Genomic DNA, 19,750 nt, shown 5'->3' on the forward strand with positions numbered 1-19,750 from the left:
TGAGCGCGCGCGCCATGGTGCCGGTCACCGCCGCCTGGCCTGATTTTACCCCGCCGCGTGGCCGGATTTTGCACCGCCGTTGACACCGCATGCATCATCCGGCAGGGTGGTCATCAAGGATGCGATACACGCTGGCCCGACCGATGCCGAGTTGCTTCGCGGTTTCTGCTGCCGATACGCCTTCCTGCCGAACCAGGCGCAGCACATCGTCCGCCTTGGCCTTAGCTGTCGGCTTCCTGCCCTTGTACTTGCCATCCGCCTTGGCCTTGGCGATGCCTTCGCGCTGCCGCTCCAGCATGATCTCCCGTTCGAACTGCGCGATGCTGCCTAGCAGGTTCAGCATGAGCCGACCGTTAGGGGTGCCGGTGTCAATGGCTGCGTCAAGGATGCGCAGGCTTGCCCCCTTGGCACTGACCTGTTCCACGATCCCTAGGAGATGCGCGACCGACCGGGCCAGCCGGTCCAGCTTGGTGACGACTAGGACATCCCCGTCCCTGATGAAGTCCAGGGCAAGGGCAAGCTGTTCCCGGCCTGCTGTGTCCACTGATGAGACTTCCTCTTGAAAGACCTTCTCACAGCCTGCCCGCTCCAGGTCGCGTAGCTGTGCGGCAAGCCCTGCCTTCTGGTCAGCGGTGGAAGTCCGTGCGTAACCGACGATCATACCTAAGTCCTCTCAATGAAGTCTTAGAGATAGTGATACGATTGTCCCAAAACGTCAAGAGGATTTATGTGAGACACGATCAGCCATGTCCCTGCTTGTCTCACATGACCTTGCCCTGTGGGACGGGCTGCTCTTAGCTGCGGTGCTGCCGTCCCGTCCCGCTGGCTGCGATCCGATGCGCATGCCACTGCCCGGCTTAGGGCTTGCCCGATCTGCGGCAAGGGGGGCATGGGGGAAGTGCTGTGCCGTAGAGGGGATAGATGCCCCTACGAAAAAATGTGCCGAATTTTTATGTGCCTCCGCGCGCTTGTCTCTAGGCTAAGACAGGCATGACCAGGGTGAGCAGTGCGAACCAGGACAGCGCGATCAGCGGCCAGCGGAGTGCCTTGAAGCGAAGCCCTACCTTGTAGTGCAGCATGCCGCCGATCAATGCGGCAGGGTAGATCAGCAGGAACGCGACAATCAGGTTGAGCATAGGGCTCTGTCCTCATAAGTGATTGAGTTAGCTCGATCACACAAAGCGCCACATGACAATTTGAACGAGCAAATTCTATGCAGATCGCATGCTACTTGCGCAGCACTGCCACAGGTGCGACACACTGGTGTGACACAACGCAACCCGCGCACATAGCAGCGGAAGCAATATCAACGGCTTGACTGCGTGGTGGGCAGTCCCTCACCGCCCACCATTTTCCTGACGTTTCCAAAGGTCCATGATCTCATCGTCCGGCGTGTTCCCGATCAAGGGATCAGCAGCAGCGTGTCACCGTCCATGCGCTTGACCTCGGCGCGACGGGCGTAGTGCCGGGCCGTCTTGCCGGACAGGTGCCCGAGCATGGATTTTCACCGCCAGGATTACGGGCGACCGCGTTGGTGATCCGGGTGGCGTTCGCGTGGCGCAGCCCATGGAAGGTCGGCGCGAAAAAGCATCCGGCCAACCAAGGGCTGGCGCGGCATCGCCGCGATCGTCAACTGTCTAAGATTCATGAGGATGGACTGAGACCGGGCCGGAAAGAGGCAGCGCGGCAGCGGGCTCTTTTCAAAGGGTTGGAATGCGGTTTTCACATTTTTCACAAACTTTCCCCTGACCGCGAATTTTCCGCTTGCGCCCTGCCACGCACCCCCCTATAGACCCCGCACGCAACGTCGAAAGACGAAGCAGACCTCCGGTGGGGCCATAGCTCAGTTGGTAGAGCGCTTGAATGGCATTCAAGAGGTCAGGGGTTCGACTCCCCTTGGCTCCACCAGATCAACCCACTTAGTGCTCTGAATTTTTTGGACAATCTGCCTGCAGATTTCCACTGTCCCGCCAAAAAACCCACCAGCAGGTTCTTTGACAGCCAGTTGCTTCACCTCAACCCGGCATGACTGCGCGATTGGTATTTGGTCGGTCTTTCTGGAAAGAGATGCTGGACAGCGCATGGAGTAACACTGGTCGGGATTGGCGCTAAGGCAGCGCGACGCGCAGTCTGGGTCGCGATCTCAAGCTTGGTCGGACCCACGCTACCGAGGCGGGGGTATCACTAGGGGGCGGGGACATCGACCAGGGAGGGGGTGGGGGTAAAATCACGTACCGCGGATCCTCTACTCGTCTCTTCCTCGGGGGGCGTGTGAAATTTTCTTATTTTTTGTGAGAATAATGCACACTGGCCACCGGGCAGATACCGGCCCTCTGTGAAGTTTGCGCGCGGTTTGAAAGGTGAGAGAATGCAACCAGGTCCGAATGCGTCTAGCGTAGGGGATGAAGCGCCAGAACCATTAGGCGAGAAAGAGGCTCGCATGATGATCGAAGCCCAGCACGGGCGGAAATTCTCGGCAACCCCGTTCGACCGCGCGTTCAAGCTAGGTGGCTCCGCCTTCCTAATGCTTACTACGCTGAACATCACCGAAGCAGCCTACATCAGCGACTGGGTGGTGATAGGTTCGACGATCATTGTCGCGGGCGGAGCGTATTGGGAGGCGCATAACAAAAGGCGCCAGATGATGGCAGAGCTTTGGCGCTTATGCGGCTGGCATCGCAAAGCCTAGCGACTTGCCACCTTAGTGCATCCTCAAGGCGCTGGCCGCGGGCCTACATGGCTTCATGACAGATCAGCCCCGCCAAGCGCCCCGCATATCTCCCAAGGTCCGAAACGCTATTGAAGCACGTGTCTGCAAAGGCCTTTCGATCGCTGCGGCGGCCGAGGAGGCCGGTCTATCCCGCACCGGATTTGCCAAGGCGCTGCAGCGTCCTGCAGTAGCCGATCTGCTCAGCCAGACCCAGGCGCGCTTCGTGGCTGAGGTAAACTCGAAGCGTGCGCTTCACCGTGCCCGCGCTCTGGATGTCGCTATGGACATGCTCAACAGCGACAAGACGGACGACCGCGTTAAGGTGAAGCTGATCGAGATCCTTTCCCAAGATGGCAAAGCGCCGGCTGTCTCGGTCCATGTCGATGCCAGCACCACCCATCATGGGGGCGGATATGAATTCGTCCGGCCGGGCGCGCGTATCGTGGACATTGAGGGCGGAAGCACGGGGCCAGAGGATAACGCCTAAGGCTGCGCCCAGGCCCGCTAAAGCTTCTCGCGCCCAAGCATCGCTCTGATGTGCCCCGCTAGCCTGAGAGCGCCCTATATGTCACACAGAGAGGACAACAGAGCCCCTTTGGGCGCGCGCAGCGGCGGAGAGGTGCAGACAAAGTGCAAATGACTGCGACCAAGTCAGCCGTTCGGAAACCTACCGCGCTGATCCTCAATCCGCCACAAGCCCAACAAATGCTGGTCACTGGCACAAACTCTGCTGTGGTCCAGTAGGCTGAGGGGTGGAGTTCCTTGCGGGCGCCTGCAGTCAGTCACGGAATTTCAGGGGTCCAAATGAACGACGAGAAGCTGCTTGCCACCATGAAAGCTGCCCAGGCCGCGGGATGGTGGATCATCGGTGCAGATGCCGCAGGGGTCGAGGTAGGATGCTATGATTGCGGCGGCACCTGCTATGTTCCGATCGGCGGCGAGATCCCTGCGCTGGATCGCCATGCTGTCAGCGAGGGTATCAGCAGCGGCCGGGAGGCCTGTGCCCTTCTGGCGGCTCAGCGAGAGACCATAGGCGTATCGGCAGAAGACCTGTCTGCCTTACTTGGGCAACCGCCCAACTGGGTGCGGCGATATGAAAACCCCGACGCAGCCCGCTCGCCTGGCACTACCGACTTCTTGGAATGGGCTGCGCTGCTGGGGGTTGAGGTTCATCTTGTGCCGACCACTATGCCTTCTACAACGCTGCGCTGGATCAGCATGACGCGCCAAAAGCTTCCTGCCCGCCGCCGCCGCTTCGAGATCGAGCGCAAGAGGGACGCGCAGCTTCGCCAGGGTGGTGATCCTCTGGAAGCGGAGAAAGCGCGCCTTACACGGCAGCAAGAGTTCCTCGATCGTCAACTCGCGCAAGTCGAGGAACAGATGCGGGCTAAGGCTAAAACTTGCGATCACGCAGCAGAGCAGTCAGGTCAGACCGTTACCGGCCTAAACCCCCTATAGGAGCGCGGGACGATCCGCGCCCTGTCGATGGCCTATCTAGACGGGCTAAACAGCACGGCAGAGCCGAACGCGCTGATGGGTCGAGCAGGGAGGTTGGCCTTGGCGTAGGAGATCAGAGGGGCGTTGCGCTCTCAAATGCGGCGTTGACCCTGAAAGCTGCCAACAATATCCGTTGGCGGCAGTTCACGCGGTGGCAGCCATTGAAGAAGATTGATCTCGAAACAGCAAGGCGCCGTTCCTGGGCTGCGCTTCGTGCACATGTTAAGACCTTGGCTAGGAAGCACCGAAACTACCGAATAGTGACCATCCGTGACCGCATCATACCGCCTGCTCAGTTCAATCTGAGCGATGACTATGACGCAACAGTTGAGTGCCTTAGGGCTCTTAAGGTTGCCGCGCTCACCCCCGCCAAACGACGGGAGAGGCGTTTCGTCCACATCGACTTTACGCCAATCCGCCGCATCTCGCTTGCTGGCGCAGTGGTCTTGGCTGCGGAGATTGACCGGTGGCGGCACACGAAACGAGCAAAGATGCGGCCTCGCGACATAGACTTTTGGGATCCGGAAGTTAAACGACGCCTGCGCTCGCTGGGCTTCTTCGAACTTCTGGGTGTTGACTACTCGCCGTATGATCCCGACGCCTACGACGAGGACAATGTCACACTCCTCCCGCTCATCTCTGGCCAGAGACTTGATCGAGAGGAGCTTTACAGGCTTCTCACCAACATCATGGGGGCAGTTGCCAAGGTATTGCGGCAAGATCCCCGTGTTTACGGAGCGTTAACTGAAGCAGTCTACAACTCGATTACGCATGCCTATCCGGAAGGGATGCCGTGCGAGTTTCCACCGTTAAGAAATGGCTGGTGGGCCACCGCTGGTTGGAGTCCGAAGGAAGAAGTCATCAAGTTCTGGGTTTACGATCAGGGAGTCGGAATACCTGCTACACTTCCCCGATCGCGATATTGGGAGCAGGCAAGGACGCTTTTGGCAAAGACGCCGATAGTGGGTAACAACTTGGGTGACGCATCCAGAATGATCCAAGCGGCGTTAGAGGTAGACAGGACTTCATTGGACGGGGGTCATGGGAAGGGACTGCAAGATGTGATCGCACCCGTGCAGGATCTGGCTAGAGGTCAGGTGCGTATCTTGAGTGGTAAGGGTTCAATCATACATACTGGCGGAAAGACCACGGCACATGTGGATAGGGCGCTACATCTAGGCGGAACACTTATAGAATGGACCATCCCTGTGGTCTTCGCGTCGGAGTAGTAGAATCATGGCAAGAACGATCAACATAGCAGAACAGTACACACGCTTTCCTGGGGGTAGATATCCTCAGGACGGTGACGGGAACGGGACCGATTTTCGTATTCGTTTTCTTCTGCCAGTTCTTGAGCAACATGAGCAGGCCACAGTGATTTTGGATGGTGCCGCCGGATACCCGTCTTCTTTTCTGGACGAAGCATTCGCTGGATTGGTACGCAATCACGGCTACTCGAAAGATGAGGTATTGGCTGCGTTCAAGTTTGTCGCGGACGAGCCCAGTTTTCGACCATTCGTAGGACTTATCGCGAAGTATGTGAGGGAAGCTAAGGTTCCTGAAGGTCGAGTAGCGGTTCAGTAATGGCTGAATCCCCGACGACGTGGGGGCTACTTTTCGGAGTGTGCGCGTACGTAGCTGGAAAAGTTGCTGAGGCAGCATTTGCGGCAGTAACTAGCGGCATTGCTGCACGGGAGACACGACGCGATACGGCAGTTATCCAGCTTGAAAAGGTTGTGCTGGAAACCAGAGACCTAGCGGTCGAGTACTGGGCCCGGCCCGGAATTGATCCGGATCAAAAGCAACGTAGTGCATCAATCGTCGCTCGACTAAAGTTTGCAATGTCCCTTTGCACCGAACTGTTCGAGACGCATGATGCATACCTGCGAGTTGAATACAAATGGATCAACTTTCATGAAGCTTGCACCTTCGGTGATTTTGGGTCCGTTGATCGGGCTGCCCAGCCCGAACGAGCCTCGGACATTGAGATGACAGCGTATGCACTAATCCACGAAGTGACGACTAGCCGGTATCTTCTACCGCAATCCCTATGGCGGCGCAGGCGCAGATAGTACTCAGTAGGCATTGGCGCGCTAGTTTCTGCCGTGAGCGCCCCTTCGGGGGCGTTCTGCTAATAAAAGGGCCTCTCTGGTTCGTGCCAGCCTTACGCCGCGACGGAACGCAACAATGCCAGGAATTTTCTCTAGGGCTTACGCCGCAGTTCCATCGCAAGGGAAAGACATGGGCCAAGCACGAGCAATATCAAGAATAGCAGCTCCGGCCGAGAGGGGGGCCAGACGCCATCAATAAAGAAGTAAAGACCCATCAGAACCAGAGCCGCATTCGCCAATATTGCCACTACTCGCATTTTTACCACTACTCCAACACTTGATCTGTCCCAGTGCTGCCGGGCGATACAGGGGTGGCAGTGATAGCTATATCTTGCCCCTCGCTGTCTTTGTAAACGACAGTAACATCGCGTTTACCAGACCAGACGTTCGGCTGCTTTTTCAAATCTTCGCAGTATTGCTTCGTTATTGCAGTAGCTTCAGTAAGAGACACAGCTACAGCGCCTGGCGCAAATACCGCAATAAGCTTAGCCGCAGCGTCTGCAGTAATCATATAGTTGCAGTAGCTTGGCAGCAGTCGAGCTACGCCTGGTGCATCGACGGTCTGAGGGCTATTTGGTTTCGCTTCGGTAGCGGTTGTCTGACCTAGTCGATTTTCTGGATCGACATTGGGCGCCGGTTGAGGGACCGGGATAGGAACAACGCAGGCGGAGAGTGTGGTAAGGGCAACGACGACAGGGATTCGACCAAACATCTTAAACTCCAGCACAAGTAAAAGTAGGAATGAACGATTCGTCAGTTTGATTATGGTATTGAATAACGGCTCTGTGAAGTCGATGTGAGCACTCTATAAGATGAACCTCATGCCTTTTCCCCCGGCTCCTAAAAACCGTTCTTGATCTGCAAATCTAATGCTGGTTTTCGATCACAGTCAGAAGAAGAGCGAAGGCACTACAGAGGATCAAGGCGATAATCGTGGTGATTTGGACCATCGACTGATCCTCCGCGCTTTGGAACGTCACCGGCCCTCCACACGTCGGGCAGGGCTTATGCATGTTCTTAGTCCCGCGTGCTGATCGCCAGCCGCAGCGGGTACAGACGCACTTGAAGGTGGGGCGATTACCCATGGAGAGATCAGAGCCGTGGGCACATTAGCGGGAGAGCAAAACAATCACGCCAACAATCAGGAGGGCGACGATTACTTGGCTAGCGCTGATGCCGGACCGCTCTTTTGGCGGCTCCGGCACCAGCTGCACGGCACGTTGTTTAGGACCGGTGAGACGCGTGCGCGCAGATAGCCCGGTGCCGGGAATGCCGGAGTTCAGGTAAGTGCCCTTCTTGCCGATGCTCAGGTTTGCACCTCGAGGACCAACGTTGGCGCTAATGCCACTTTTGCTAAAGTTGAGGCTGATACCTGGCGCGATCTTGACGCGTTTCCTAAACCGCAGACCCATCGTCAGTGACAGTGCACACGACCGCCGTTGCTGTTGTCAGCGTGGCAGCATTGGCCCGGAGGGGAAGATTTACGGCAGCCGCCACCGTGCGCAAATGCATCGGTCACGGAGAACGAAATAGACGCTGTCGCGATAATAACTGCGGAAAACATATAATTCACGGCAAACTCCTCTGGTGAATATCCCAGACTTACCTACTGATAATTGATTCGCAGAAGCGAAGAATTGCCGATTGCTATATATTAACCCTCACCCACCAGACCATCAGATGCGCTACAATCTTCGTGGAGATCAGCAAGCGCGGGCTGTCATCACAGCAGGACCCAGCCCTGATGTCGCCACGACCAGCGGCGGTTCGTCAGGGAAAGACCTGATGTCGAACCACTTGAAGCAGGTGCCATCCGGGTTGCGACGGTCTCCCGACGATATGGGGAAGCCATTCGAAGCTTGGCGGATCAGCCCCGCCCGAAAGGCCCGCAGATCCAAGAGCCACCAAAGGTCAAAGCCTGTCTCAGCCGCGTTGGCATGGCCATAGAACAGCCAATCGCCCTCGCCATCCACGATCTTTGCGAGTTCCGTCTGGTTGCCCGAAGGGAGGCGCGAGCGGATGGTGAAATCGTAGGGGTAACGACCGGCATACCCATGGCGCCGAACGCGAGCGGCGATCCGCACATCCCGCCCGTTCAAAATCAGCAGATCGGTGGCCTGGCGCATGTCCTGGTGGTCGGGCGCGATCTGCAGCAAGTGGGCGCCCACAATTCGCCGGATTTCCGGGATGAAGCGATCTGACCAGTTCCGGTTAACGAAGTATGATCCGTCCATCGAATATGCCCCTACCTGGGCGAAAGTTCACTCAGCAACAAAACGGCGGGCGATTGGGACCGCGCGCCGCTTGTGCAAAGGGTTTGGCAGAAGGTCACGATCCCAGCGCGGCCGGGCGACTGATGGCATCAAGCTCCCTGTCCATGCTGCTCAGGAGCCGGGTTGCGGTGTCGATGACCTCAAAGAGCGTATCTTCCTCATCGGGCTCATCGCCCAGCGCGCCAATTGCTTCCAGCAGGGCGCGGGCCTTTACTGCCTTACGCTGAAGACCATCGAGGTAGTTGGTGATTTCTTCTGCGGCCGCATCGGTGCGCGGCTTTGCCTGATGCCGATGGTGATCAAACCTGCGAGCGAACGTACCCCGCAACATAGGCCTGATGTCGCCCATGTAGATGAAGTCCAAGCTCACGCCAGAAGCGGCGCAGAACTTCAGAACCTCAGTCTGAGGCGCCGCGTCCTCTGCCAACAAATCAGGGGTGAGATTGTCGGGCAGATCGATGCCCAAGGTAGCGGCAGCAAACTTGAGCCGCTCATGCCGGGTGGCGGGAATAGTGGGTGTTGCACCCTGTTCGACCAGCGCGCGGGCTTCGATCCAGAGCGGATCCTGATCCCAGTTAGGAACAATCTGTCCCCGGCCGCTCACAGCAATGGCCTTTGCTGCGAAGTCTGCAGCGCAGGTGCTGGGCAGAGCCATCATCTTCTCTTCGAGGTCAGCAATTTCAGAGGCGAAGCGCTGGCCGTCCTCATCCTGATCCCCTGTCTCAATGTGCTTGTCAGCTTGGTCAGTCAGAGCCTGGTGCCGGCTGAAAAGGCGCAGGATTTCCGTTTTGGCTTCGTTGGCCAGATCGACAGTGTGAGCAGTCATGGTGTCCTCGCAGTTGCTGGTGGTGAAGGGCATGGACAATTTGTGTCGCCAGCATAAAATGAGTTCTGTTGATACATGTTGTCAACACTGAAAATATGCTAAAGACACATGGAATAGATGATGACCCCTGAACAGTTCAAAGCGGCAAAGGCGATGCTTGGCTTGAGCAATCCCGATCTTGCCGAGATGACGGGCCTCCACAGGAACACCGTCAACAAGCTGGACAAGGGCGAAGGTAAAGCATCCACGGTTCAGCTTGTGCGTCTGACTTTGGAAAAGCGCGGAGCTCAGTTCCTAGCCGAAGGTGATCAGGCAGAGGGCCCCGGCGTGGCGCTGGGAGGCGGCGCTGAGCGGGGCTAAGCTTTTCAGGGGGTGAGGATAGCCGCCACCCCCTGATCGGCCCCGGCGCAGCCTACAGTCGCGCAAGGTCGATGATGTAGAGCGCACCCTCGGGGGTATGCACGTCCAGAACGGCCCCTGATCTCTGAACCTCCATGCGATACTGGGTGCCGCCGATCGGAACGAAGCGCACGTCGCCGTTCCGGACAAGAGACAACGGAAGGTATTCCCCGCCGATCCGCGGCGCCCCACCAGAAACAAATGATCCATCGGCGGCACGCTGGATGCTGATATCGGACCAAAACTCAAGGTTCGATGACGCGTCCAAGTTCAGAGGCGCGCCGTCAACGGCACGCGTAACTCCCCAGTCCACTGCCATGGCTTTTTGGAAGGCCTTCTCAACCGCATCCGCATTGACCCCCAGGGGCATGAGCGTCTGATGTCCAAAGAAATCCTGCACCCCGCCGACCAGGTTGCCCCGTGGATCGCGCGATTGACCTAGCGCCGCTTGGATGGCGTCCCTCATGACAGCCTCGTCGCCATCGAAGCCCGGCGCCGCGGCACGATTGGCGTAAAGCGCCTTCGCGAATTGCATCAACTCGGCTTCCGCTTGGACAGTGTCGGTGGGTAGCCCGGCCAGCGCGGCACGGAAGTCGTTCTGCACGATTGACCGCCAGTCCTCTTCTGCTGGCATCTGCGCTTGGCGCTGGTCGATAATCGCTTGCCCCTGCATCGCCTCCGCAACGATGTTGCCCGGCCCGCCTCGGGCAATCAGCGCCCCGCCCCAGGTAATGACAGGATCCGCATTTACGGCTTTGAACACCTGTGCAGCGTCAGGACCAAAGCCCGCGACCAGCGCGCCGGCTGTGGCTACTCGCACCTCTACAGGGGACGTTTTCGACAAGGCGGCCGAGAGGGTGCCAATCTCAGCCTTGGACAGGAAAGCAGGCGTTTCGACGTACCCTGCACCAACCATGCCTCTGGCATATTCCCGCCGCGCAGCCAGTGAAGCAATGAAGGGTTGCGGGTCCTCTACGTTGATCGGATCGATCGCGGGCGGCTTCTGCGACAGTCTCTCCTGAGCATAGCCAATGGGATCTGATGCAAGTCCCGTCACTGCCAAGTTCCGGGCATCCTCCATCGGCTTTAGCAAATCAAGTTCCCATCCGTCCTCGACGGCGCGGCCGCGTTCCGCTTTGATCGCTGCGTCCATCTCGGCTGGGGAAAGCTGGAAGAAGCCGGGCATGGCTTCGCGCAGCGCGACCTTTGCCGCCGCCTCTGACGCCAGTTCCGGGTTGGCTGCAAGGACGTTTGGATCATCAAGGATCGCCTCGTCCGCTGCTGTCTGCCCCGCCTCTGCCGCCGCGATGATGGTCCGCAGCGTCCCGGCCTGTTCCGACTTCAGCTTGGTCCGGTTCTGCTCCGCGATCCGCGCCGCCGTGTCCTGCGCCCCCAAGATCACGTTCTCGGACTGCTCACGGGTCCACGCTACGCCAGGCAGGCTTTCCCGCGCGGTCAGGATGTCTTCGAGAAGACCCCGCGCCGCTGAGGCTTCATCGAAGTTCCCCGCTGCAAGAGCCTCAGCATAGTCACTCTGATATCGCTGGTAGAGCGCAGTTGAGGAATTGTTTGCCCGCTGCCGCACGTCGCGCTGGTGTTCCTCCATAATGCCGAGATACCGGCGCTGGCTGTCCTGCGTGAGGCGGGAACGAAGATTGCCCTTCATCATCGCGGGTGCAGCCTTCACCGCCTGGTCGATGTAGGATTGCGCTGCTTGCTGAAAGCCGGCCGGATCGCCTGCGAAGTTCTGTGACAGGCCCATGATATCAGTGCCGCCCTGCATCAGCATCTCGGACAGATAGCCGGTCTGTGCTGCCGCGCTGGTGGCCAGCATCAGACCCTCCGCCATGGGTGAATGCATGCGGGGCTCGATCTTGCCCTCTGCCGTCCGGACCAAGGTCGGGGGCGCCGCAGGAGCGATGGCTTCAACTGCACTGTCCTGCACCAACGCCATGCCGCTGTCGGGATCGACGCCCGCCGCCCGCGCCGTCTGCACGCTGCCGTGCTTCAGGGCATAGTCCTTGAGCGTGGTCCCGAAGCTGTCGGCGGGGTTGTATTCCCCGCCGCTTTCCAGATACCGCTTAGCGCCGTTGAACCCGCCGAGGTGCGCCATCGCCCTGATCGAGTTCTGGGTAATCGGCGCCCCACCCACGGTTTTTCCGATGTAATAGTCCAGACCCGCCTGCTGCGCTTTCCGGTCGATGTCCCCGAAGTGCCAGGTCTCGACTGCCTTCTGCACAGAAAGGGGCTGCTGGGCGTATTCCTGCGGCGACATGCGCCCGATGATCCCGGCCTGTGCCGCCTCCGAGAGCCGGGCATCCCCGAACTGCAGCCGCCCGCCATGCCCGCGCACGCCGCCCGCCCCGACCTCATTGTTCAGCGCGTTCAGCCGCCCGCCGCTTTCCGTGCCGGTCAGAGACGCGATGAAGGCGTCATCATCATCCGGCGAGAAGGATGCGAGGTCACCACCCCCTGCCGCCGTGGTCGGCTGCGTCTGTGGCACGATGGGATAGGCGTTCTGACCGATCTGGCGCCGTGCGACCTCTGCCCCATATTCCGCCTCTGCAGCGTCCAGCGCTGGCTTCAGAAGCTGGTATCCCTGCTGTGCAACGTCGGCAAATGCCTTGAACGCTGAACCGCCCTCCGGCGCCACCTGGGAGAAACCCGACAAGGGAGCCCGTTTCGTGATCTTGCGAAGTTCAGCCATTGGGCCCTCCGGGGCGAAGCTGTGAAAGTTTGAACAGGCTCAGGCCGAACCTAGGCAATTCGGTAAGTGCCTCGGCCCGACCCTTCACCAAGGCATTCCGCCCCTGCATCCGCCAGTCTGCCGCCTCCTGCATTCGATTGGCGACCTCGACCCGCCGCTCCCGGCCGCGTGTCTCGCGAAGGGCGCGCATGATCTCGAATGCGCCCCCCCTCTGCCCATTTGCCGCAAGGGTGGCACGGATCGTGGACAACTCGTCGTTCAGGCCCGCGCGCTCTGCCGTATCCGTCTGGATCGCACGGGTCCGGCCGATGAATGCGTTGCGTTCTGCGTGGGCTTTTTGCGCCCGCGCCTCTGCCATGGCACCCATCGCACCAAAGCCGGCGGATGCCATTTCTGAAATCAGGGCTGCTTGGGCCATTGGTTTCCATCCTCTGCGATCATCGCGCGTTCGATATTCCGGTTGATCCTGGCAAGCATCAGGGCCCACGTTTCAGGATTAGCGACTTCCTCAAGGACCACCGATGCAAGCCGCGGTCCGGATCCATCGCCCATATCGACAAGAAAATCTTCGCCGTCCTGCAGGCTCCGCCTTGCGCGTTCGACCTGAACGTTAAACGGATCTTCGCAAACCGGGCTATCGGCCTCGGCAATGAACCGGACGAAGTCTTTTACCGGACCATGCGGGCTATCGTAGGTTGGATGTGGTTTTTTGGGTTCCATTTGGAAGCTCTCCCTATGTGGTAGATTAAGGATGTGCCGAAAAACGGGACTGGACGATGCGCCCAACAGGGTGTTTTCGTCCCCATTCCTGGGACTGGCCGTTCCGCTTTTTGGGACTGGAAGTCACGTTTTCGTCCCAGAAAAGGGGACGACACGTGCCGAATTTTGGGACGGGATACTATTTTTCCCGTTCAAGCCCCTTGGGTTGGCAGGGGCATGCGCGCGCACAGCAAAATCATGTCCGGCCCGCCAATGTAGATACAGCTTCTTGCCTGAGTGGCTGTCACTGCCTGGCATTGCCAATTCGGTTATCTCATAGGTTGGGGGTGCGCCCTTGCCCTCCACTCCCATGCGTCCGTGGTCGATTAACAGCAGAAAACCTTTGGCTTGAAGATCATGGAACGCCTTTGCTGCCGTCTTCACATTGCAGCCTAGCCGCGCTGCTGCATCGCGTACCGACAGACTGATCTTGCCGTTGTTGTTGGCCCTATCACCCCGCCACTCTAGCTTTAGCCATGGATATAGGGCCTGAGCAGTAGGCGAGAGCGCACGCCATGCCGGGGTTTCCATTGTCGGGCGAAGCATCTTGGTCCAGTGCTCCGCCCGATCTTCGTTCTTGCGATCGCGGCCCATTACTTGGCCTCTCGCCTGCAAACCTCGGGCAGCGCCATAAGCTCAAGACCATCCCAGCCGCTGAGCCTGCGCCAATCCCTAATCAGACTTTCCCGGTGCAAGTGGAAAGAGATGCCGCGCCAGCCGTTAGAGCGGAGGCATCCGGGCGCCCGGTTCTGGATGATCCACTGGATGCCATCCTTGCAGCGGATTAAACGCCAGCATCCACGTTCAAGCATCACATCGCGGTAAGTGTCGTCCCTCTCGCGATGTGATTGGTTCGGCCGCTCTGGGATGGCCAGGCCCTTCTGACTGATCTTCATGTCTGCGCTCTGTTGCTTGCTGAGCGCGGGCGCGGTATGAAGGAACAAGCATAATCGTCCCTTTGCCCCCGCCCGCCCAGGCGGGGGTTTCTTATTCGGCGGGGGCGAACAGCGCCTCGATGTCGGCGCGGCGCCAGCGAGTGGAGCGACCAAACCGGATAGGCGTGGGGAACCTGCCCTCCTTTACGCCCTTCCACCATGTCGAAACCCCGATATTGAGGATCAGCGCGCTTTCTCGGGCGGTGAGCATTTGAGATTGAAGAGGCATCGTAAACTCCGTGGGTCTATGGTGATGCCTGACAGTCTCACAGGTGGATATTTCACCCCATGCACAAGCCCCAGAAACCTCCACAGGCATGCTTCACACCGCCTAGAGGGGTTTATCTGCGCCAACCCCACCCGATATCCGAGACTGGCGCCGGAGGCTTTGCGCGGGCAATGAACGCTTGGCGATTTGACCAGATTTCCCGAAATCGATCTGCGCTGGGGGCGATATCGGTGAACCGACTGAGAGTCTCTATCTGGTTCAGTCGATCGCTCAATGCTTCAGCCAAGGAATGGGCAGTAGCATTTCCTGAAGTGTCGTTCTCTCTCGCGCGTCCTTGCCCCAAATGATCCAGCGCTTCCATGGCCGCAAGAATTAGGAGGTCTCGGCCAAGATTATCTCCTGCCACAGCACGACGGTTGGGATGGTGCCGGGCCCGAAGCAGAAGTTGAGCAACAAATGCCAAGTCGGCTAGGTCTTCCTGGCAGGCTTCGGCCTCAGAAGTTAACGCCGCAACGAAGAATAAGGGGTCATGTAGCGACAGCCACTTCATGGTTTCATCGGCAAAGACATCAATGTCTGGCAAGTTCAGTTCACCGCCAGTGTGCTTGGCAATCAGCACCGCCGCTAAAACTTGAAGCAGCATTTCAAGCCGAAGCCGCTCAAGGTCTAGTTGTCTTTCAAACTCCTCTTCAAGCTCCGCCATTTCCCTGAGGAGCAGGCGCATCTCCTCTTGCCGGATTTCGTCCTCGTCAAGGGGATGATTGGTCACGCCCTGACAAGCTCCACAACTTGGCCGGCAGTGCCTGTGGCAAACCGCCCCCAAGCATCCATGAGCCCGCGGCGCCGTTCGAGAAGGTCTGACCGCGCATAGGATTGCTCGACCGCGTTGCCCGTCGCATGGCTCAGGCAAGCCTCGGCAACTTCTCGTGGAGCATGGGCGCTTTCGCTGGCCCAGTCCCTGAAGGATGACCGGAAACCATGAGTCACGAAACCCTCGCGATCCATGCGGGCGAACAGCGACTTGAACACCATGTCGGAAAGCGGCTTCCCGCCCGCTGTGCGGTTGCGCTGGGGCGACGGAAAGCAATAGACGGGGTCCATACCCTTCACTGCCTCAAGCACGGCCAGCGCAGCCTCTGAGAGCGGCACGCGATGGGGCTTCTTCCGCTTCATGCGTTCGGCTGGCACGGTCCACACTTTTTGGGCGAAGTCGATTTCATCCCAGCGCGCCCCACGGGCCTCGCCAGATCGGGAAGCTGTGAGGATGATGAATTCGAGACAGCGAGCAGAGATCCCCTCACGGCCTGCAACATCGGTCATGAACTCAGGCACCTCGCGCCAAGGCAGCGCTGCCATGTGGACCTTGGTTCGCTCGACCCTGGGCAGTGCCTTCTCTATGCCGGTGACAGGATTGCCAGCCGTCAGGTAGCCTTTGCCCTTCGCCCAGTCCATGACAGTGCCAAGGCGTTGCTTGAGGCGCTTTGCTGTCTCAGGTTTCGCGGTCCAGATCGGGGAAAGGATCTCGAGGACATCACCACTGCTGATGGTGTCGATCGGTCGCGATCCGATCTTCGGGACAGCGTAGGCTTCGACGGTCGCAAGCCAAGTATCTGCGTGCTTCTTGTTCCGCCATGTCGGCAACAAGGCCTCATGAACGAGCTTTGCCGCCTCCTGAAATGAGGGGATGCCCTTTGAGCGCTTCCGTTCTGCAAGAGGATCACCCCCTTGCCGGGCTGACTTCCGATGGGTGCGCGCTAAGTCTCGCGCCTCAGCAAGCCCGACCACGTTCACTGAACCCAAGCCCATCTCTCGGCGCTTGCCGTGAACCAGCGTGCGGAGGATCCACGACTTGGCACCTGTTGGCCCAATCCGCAGGTAAAGGCCTGGCGTATCGTCATCGGAATACATGCCCGGCTCCTTAAGTGCCGCGATCGACTTTACCGAGAGCTTGGGCATGTCCTGTCCTTCTGTCTGTCCCGCCATTTGTCCCACCAGTAACAGCCAGACAATGAGATAACGAGATAGACGAAGGGATAGCACCACAGACATTCCAGTCAACTATTGCTGGACTTGTAGAGTTATTGATGGAGCACGAGAGAAGGTAGTTCGGTAGACCTTGGCTCCACCAAATAAACCTGCTCAAATCACTGATTTATCCTGGTGCCCGGCTCGCAGAGCAGCGGCATCCGTGAAGGCCCTGAGGCGCGCCTTCGACCAGGCGACCTGCTGCCCGAGGGATCACGCGCAAATTGCTCGATCAAGGGCAAGGGTGCATTGGTACATCGTCACTCGCCATGGTCTCGGGACGGCAGGGTGGCGCACGTCCACCCTGTCTTGCTTGAACCGCCGGGAGCCTGTGACCGCGGCAGCGTCCCGGCCTGTCATCCCTGGGTCTGGCCACAGGTTCTGACAATTGCGCACGTGAACAACGCGGTCGTTAAAAGCAGTGTCGGGGACCGGCAGCGTAACCACCCGATTTCGCCCGCCTGCCTGAGCGTGGGGTGATCGGCTAAGGCACGTGTATAGCGACGTCGTTAACGACGTGTCTTATGCGGGGCTTGCGATGCGTGGTGACATTTTGGGACTGGAACGACGTCGTTGCTGGAGCGACGAGGAGAAGCTCGGGATCGTGCTGTCGGTGGGGATGGAGGGCGCGACGGTGACGCAGGTGGCGCAGCGCCACGAGGTAACCCGACAGCAGCTCTATGCCTGGCGGCATGAGTTGAGGAAGAAGGGGCTGCTTTCGCCGCTTCCGGAGACCCTGTTCCTGCCTGTGGAGTTGAGCGCGTCCGCCGAACTGGCAGTGCATCCATCGGCTGAAGATCCGGTGCCGCAGCGCCCCGCTCTGATCGAGCTTCAGCTGGCCAATGGCCGTTGCCTGCGCTTTGACCCGATGCTGGATGCGGCCGCGCTGACGCGATTGATCCGGGTGGTGGAGGCAGCATGATCGGGCCCGGCACCGGTGTCCGGGTTTATCTGGCCTGCGGGGTAACCGACATGCGCAAGGGCATCGAGGGTTTGGCGGCACTGGCGCAGGATCAGCTGCGCCAGAAGCCGGCAGGCGGGGCGGTGTTTGCGTTCCGCGGTCGGCGTGGCGACAGATTGAAGCTCTTGTATTGGGATGGCCAGGGCTTCTGCCTTTACTACAAGGTGCTGGAGCGCGGGCGCTTTCCCTGGCCGAGCGGCAGGGACGGAACTGCGCGTCTGACATCGGCGCAACTTGCCATGCTGTGGGAGGGAATCGACTGGAGGCGGCCGGACTGGGGTGCGCCACCAGTCCGGATCGGCTGATTATCTTTCTGTAATTGCGTGTTTTTGTAGTGTTCAACATGGGGACATGGTATCCATCATCATGTCCGGAACGGCCACGCCACTGCCCAATGATCCTGCCGCCTTGAAGGCGATCATTGCCGCGTTGCAGGCAGACAATCAGAAGATGGCGGCGAGCTTGCGCGCCCATGATCTGCTGGTTCAGGCGCTGCGCGTCCGGATTGCCAAATTGCAGAAGCAGAAGTTCGGAGCCAGTTCGGAAAAGATCGAACGCGAGATCGAGCAGCTGGAACTGGCGCTGGAAGACCTGCAGCTGGCCTTGGCCGAGGCCAATGACCTGTCGCCCGCTGCCGAGGAGGAGCCGGACACGGAAGCACAGGTCCAGGAACCGGCTGAACCCCAGGAAGCCAAACGCCGCCGCCCGAAAGTCTCGAAGGACACGCCGCGCGAACGTCGCACGTATGATCCCGGCGAGAACTGTCCTGATTGCGGCGGCGATCTGCGGGTGATCGGTGAGGATGTCAGTGAACTGATCGACATGATCGCCGCGCAATTGAAGGTCATCGAGATCGCGCGCATCAAGAAGTCCTGCCGGCGCTGCGAGAAGATCGTCCAGGCCCCGGCACCCAGTCGACCGATCCCGCGGAGCATGGCGGGACCGAACCTGCTCGCCTATGTCCTGACCTCCAAGTTCGATGACCATGTGCCGCTCTATAGGCAGAACGAGATCTTTGCCCGGATGGGTGCTGATATTCCCGACACGACGCTTGTGGACTGGTGTGGTGGGGCGATGAAAGCCTTGATGCCGCTGATCGAAAAGATCGAGGCCGAGATCATGGCCAGCGATCTGCTCCATGCCGATGACACGCCCATCCGGGTCCTCGATCGCAGCAAGAGCGACAAGGGGCTCGGCAAGGGTGTCAGGAAGGGCCGGATCTGGGCATACGTCCGCGATCAGCGCCCTTGGGCAGGCAAGGCCCCGCCCGGCGCGGTCTATCAGTTCGCCCCGGACTGGAAGGAAGACCATGTCCTTGGCCATCTGGGCCAGGCCAGTGGCATTCTTCAAGCCGATGGCTACAAGGGCTATGCCAAGCTCCATGCGACCGATCTGGAGGGCAAGAGCCGGTTCCGCGAGGCCGCCTGCTGGGCACATCTGCGCCGTGACTTCCATGATGTCTGGACCTCGACGAAATCCGAAATCGCGCGCGAGGCGCTCGACCGGATCGGCAGGTTCTACGATATCGAGCGCGCCATCAGCGGCAAGCCTGCCGATCTGCGGCTGGCGGTGCGCCAGAAGGAAACCAGGCCCAAGATCGACGCCTTCCGGGACTGGGCCGAAAAGCAGCTGACGCGCATCCCAGGAAAAAGCGATCTGGCCAAGGCTTTCCGCTATGGGCTGAGCCGCTGGTCTGCCCTCACGCTGTTTCTCGAGGATGGGCGCGTCGCCATCGACAACAACGCGGCCGAGCGTGCCCTGAGACCGATTGGTGTCGGCAGACGGAACTGGCTGTTCGCGGGCTCGGACGCGGGCGGCGAAACGCTCGCTCGGGCCCTGACCGTCATTGAAACGGCAAAGATGAACGGGCTTGATCCGCAGGCTTATCTTGCCGATGTCCTGGACCGCATCCACGACCACATGAACAGCCGTCTCGGCGAATTGCTGCCCTGGAACTGGGCGCCAGTAGGCACCGTCAAGACCGAGGCCGCGTAAACAGAGCCCGGAAGAGTTCTTCCGCCCGCCTCAGACCCTCATCGGTGAGGATGACCGACTTTGCCTCGTCATGCAGCGTCAACCACAGCAGCGCCAGAACAGCCTCGTCGATCTTGTCCCGATCAATCTCCATGGACTGAGCCTACCACGGAGAGCCGTGGCGCAAGACACGACATCATCAACGCTTATCAATGCAACATGGCCGCGGTGCAAACCGGGTGGTTACCCGGCAGCGGCGCTCTAGAGCCTGTTGCACTCAATCGACCTCATAACCTGCGGCTTTGAAGTAGTTGTAGCATTCCTCGTCGGAGAACAGATCGCAG

Annotated in this window: 24 protein-coding genes and 1 tRNA gene; 10 read left to right on the top strand and 15 right to left on the bottom strand. The window is 59.3% G+C overall.

Going from position 1 to position 19,750, the window contains the following annotated elements:
• Positions 1-94 precede the first annotated feature (94 nt).
• Together J0F76_RS16360 and J0F76_RS16365 are read right to left on the bottom strand one after the other, a co-directional pair.
• A complete protein-coding gene (locus J0F76_RS16360) occupies positions 95-661 on the bottom strand; it encodes a recombinase family protein (RefSeq protein WP_207471082.1) in 567 nt (188 codons plus the stop codon).
• 313 nt (positions 662-974) lie between these two features.
• The gene (locus J0F76_RS16365) at positions 975-1,136 is read right to left on the bottom strand and encodes a hypothetical protein (protein ID WP_207471084.1); all 162 of its coding nucleotides are present in this window, start codon (positions 1,134-1,136) and stop codon (positions 975-977) included.
• A gap of 696 nt (positions 1,137-1,832) precedes the next feature.
• On the opposite strand from J0F76_RS16365, the gene J0F76_RS16370 reads away from it, so the two are divergent.
• The 6 genes from J0F76_RS16370 (at position 1,833) to J0F76_RS16395 (ending at position 5,791) form a co-directional block, all read left to right on the top strand.
• A tRNA-Ala gene (locus tag J0F76_RS16370) sits at positions 1,833-1,908 on the top strand.
• A 532-nt stretch (positions 1,909-2,440) separates the two neighbouring features.
• Complete coding sequence (locus J0F76_RS16375) at positions 2,441-2,689, top strand: hypothetical protein (protein WP_207471086.1); 249 nt, start codon at positions 2,441-2,443, stop codon at positions 2,687-2,689.
• A gap of 55 nt (positions 2,690-2,744) precedes the next feature.
• Entirely contained in the window at positions 2,745-3,197 is a 453-nt protein-coding gene (locus J0F76_RS16380) for a VHS/ENTH/ANTH domain-containing protein (RefSeq protein ID WP_207471088.1), read from the top strand.
• A 317-nt stretch (positions 3,198-3,514) separates the two neighbouring features.
• The gene (locus J0F76_RS16385; RefSeq protein WP_207471089.1) at positions 3,515-4,168 is read left to right on the top strand and encodes a helix-turn-helix domain-containing protein; all 654 of its coding nucleotides are present in this window, start codon (positions 3,515-3,517) and stop codon (positions 4,166-4,168) included.
• A gap of 200 nt (positions 4,169-4,368) precedes the next feature.
• The gene (locus tag J0F76_RS16390; RefSeq protein ID WP_207471091.1) at positions 4,369-5,436 is read left to right on the top strand and encodes a hypothetical protein; all 1,068 of its coding nucleotides are present in this window, start codon (positions 4,369-4,371) and stop codon (positions 5,434-5,436) included.
• A gap of 7 nt (positions 5,437-5,443) precedes the next feature.
• The gene (locus J0F76_RS16395) at positions 5,444-5,791 is read left to right on the top strand and encodes an STAS-like domain-containing protein (RefSeq protein ID WP_207471092.1); all 348 of its coding nucleotides are present in this window, start codon (positions 5,444-5,446) and stop codon (positions 5,789-5,791) included.
• 792 nt (positions 5,792-6,583) lie between these two features.
• Here the strand turns inward: J0F76_RS16395 and J0F76_RS16400 are convergent.
• From J0F76_RS16400 to J0F76_RS16415, 4 genes are all read right to left on the bottom strand, one after another.
• Entirely contained in the window at positions 6,584-6,829 is a 246-nt protein-coding gene (locus J0F76_RS16400) for a hypothetical protein (RefSeq protein WP_207471093.1), read from the bottom strand.
• A 598-nt stretch (positions 6,830-7,427) separates the two neighbouring features.
• The gene (locus J0F76_RS16405) at positions 7,428-7,730 is read right to left on the bottom strand and encodes a DUF4236 domain-containing protein (protein ID WP_207471094.1); all 303 of its coding nucleotides are present in this window, start codon (positions 7,728-7,730) and stop codon (positions 7,428-7,430) included.
• A gap of 291 nt (positions 7,731-8,021) precedes the next feature.
• Positions 8,022-8,552, bottom strand: coding sequence for a hypothetical protein (locus J0F76_RS16410; protein WP_207471095.1), 531 nt, complete (start codon positions 8,550-8,552; stop codon positions 8,022-8,024).
• A 94-nt stretch (positions 8,553-8,646) separates the two neighbouring features.
• Positions 8,647-9,450 carry a hypothetical protein gene (locus J0F76_RS16415; RefSeq protein WP_207471096.1) on the bottom strand — a complete coding sequence of 268 codons (804 nt, stop codon included), beginning with the start codon at positions 9,448-9,450 and terminating at the stop codon, positions 8,647-8,649.
• 87 nt (positions 9,451-9,537) lie between these two features.
• Between J0F76_RS16415 and J0F76_RS16420 the strand changes: the two genes are divergently transcribed.
• Positions 9,538-9,777 carry a helix-turn-helix domain-containing protein gene (locus J0F76_RS16420; RefSeq protein WP_207471098.1) on the top strand — a complete coding sequence of 80 codons (240 nt, stop codon included), beginning with the start codon at positions 9,538-9,540 and terminating at the stop codon, positions 9,775-9,777.
• 52 nt (positions 9,778-9,829) lie between these two features.
• On the opposite strand, the gene J0F76_RS16425 is transcribed toward J0F76_RS16420, so the two are convergent.
• The 8 genes from J0F76_RS16425 to J0F76_RS16460 form a co-directional block, all read right to left on the bottom strand.
• A complete protein-coding gene (locus J0F76_RS16425) occupies positions 9,830-12,523 on the bottom strand; it encodes a hypothetical protein (protein WP_207471100.1) in 2,694 nt (897 codons plus the stop codon).
• A complete protein-coding gene (locus J0F76_RS16430; protein WP_207471103.1) occupies positions 12,516-12,941 on the bottom strand; it encodes a hypothetical protein in 426 nt (141 codons plus the stop codon). Before J0F76_RS16430 ends, J0F76_RS16425 begins: the two co-directional genes overlap by 8 nt.
• Positions 12,923-13,243, bottom strand: a complete 321-nt coding sequence (locus J0F76_RS16435; protein WP_207471105.1) for a hypothetical protein — start codon at positions 13,241-13,243, stop codon at positions 12,923-12,925. Before J0F76_RS16435 ends, J0F76_RS16430 begins: the two co-directional genes overlap by 19 nt.
• A gap of 123 nt (positions 13,244-13,366) precedes the next feature.
• Entirely contained in the window at positions 13,367-13,876 is a 510-nt protein-coding gene (locus tag J0F76_RS16440) for a helix-turn-helix domain-containing protein (RefSeq protein ID WP_207471107.1), read from the bottom strand.
• The gene (locus tag J0F76_RS16445) at positions 13,876-14,226 is read right to left on the bottom strand and encodes a hypothetical protein (protein ID WP_207471110.1); all 351 of its coding nucleotides are present in this window, start codon (positions 14,224-14,226) and stop codon (positions 13,876-13,878) included. The genes J0F76_RS16440 and J0F76_RS16445 overlap by 1 nt, the downstream gene beginning before the upstream one ends.
• A 43-nt stretch (positions 14,227-14,269) precedes the next feature.
• A complete protein-coding gene (locus J0F76_RS21275) occupies positions 14,270-14,536 on the bottom strand; it encodes a helix-turn-helix transcriptional regulator (RefSeq protein WP_341351610.1) in 267 nt (88 codons plus the stop codon).
• 22 nt (positions 14,537-14,558) lie between these two features.
• On the bottom strand, positions 14,559-15,215 hold the full coding sequence (locus J0F76_RS16455) for a hypothetical protein (protein ID WP_207471114.1): 657 nt from the start codon (positions 15,213-15,215) through the stop codon (positions 14,559-14,561).
• Positions 15,212-16,402 (bottom strand): tyrosine-type recombinase/integrase, encoded by a 1,191-nt coding sequence (locus J0F76_RS16460; protein ID WP_207471116.1) that lies wholly within the window; start codon positions 16,400-16,402, stop codon positions 15,212-15,214. The genes J0F76_RS16455 and J0F76_RS16460 overlap by 4 nt, the downstream gene beginning before the upstream one ends.
• 562 nt (positions 16,403-16,964) lie before the next feature.
• On the opposite strand from J0F76_RS16460, the gene tnpA reads away from it, so the two are divergent.
• From tnpA to tnpC, 3 genes are all read left to right on the top strand, one after another.
• Positions 16,965-17,393 carry an IS66-like element accessory protein TnpA gene (tnpA, locus tag J0F76_RS16465; RefSeq protein ID WP_207471118.1) on the top strand — a complete coding sequence of 143 codons (429 nt, stop codon included), beginning with the start codon at positions 16,965-16,967 and terminating at the stop codon, positions 17,391-17,393.
• Positions 17,390-17,737 carry an IS66 family insertion sequence element accessory protein TnpB gene (gene tnpB, locus J0F76_RS16470; RefSeq protein ID WP_207471120.1) on the top strand — a complete coding sequence of 116 codons (348 nt, stop codon included), beginning with the start codon at positions 17,390-17,392 and terminating at the stop codon, positions 17,735-17,737. The genes tnpA and tnpB overlap by 4 nt, the downstream gene beginning before the upstream one ends.
• Positions 17,738-17,798: 61 nt before the next feature.
• Positions 17,799-19,427, top strand: a complete 1,629-nt coding sequence (gene tnpC / locus J0F76_RS16475) for an IS66 family transposase (RefSeq protein WP_207471124.1) — start codon at positions 17,799-17,801, stop codon at positions 19,425-19,427.
• Here tnpC and J0F76_RS16480 read toward each other — a convergent pair.
• Positions 19,408-19,560 (bottom strand): DUF6429 family protein, encoded by a 153-nt coding sequence (locus J0F76_RS16480; RefSeq protein WP_207471122.1) that lies wholly within the window; start codon positions 19,558-19,560, stop codon positions 19,408-19,410. The two genes, tnpC and J0F76_RS16480, sit on opposite strands and share 20 nt — an antisense overlap.
• Between the last annotated feature and the right edge of the window lie 190 nt (positions 19,561-19,750).

Source organism: Paracoccus fontiphilus, assembly GCF_017356265.1.
GTDB classification, from domain to species: domain Bacteria; phylum Pseudomonadota; class Alphaproteobacteria; order Rhodobacterales; family Rhodobacteraceae; genus Paracoccus; species Paracoccus fontiphilus.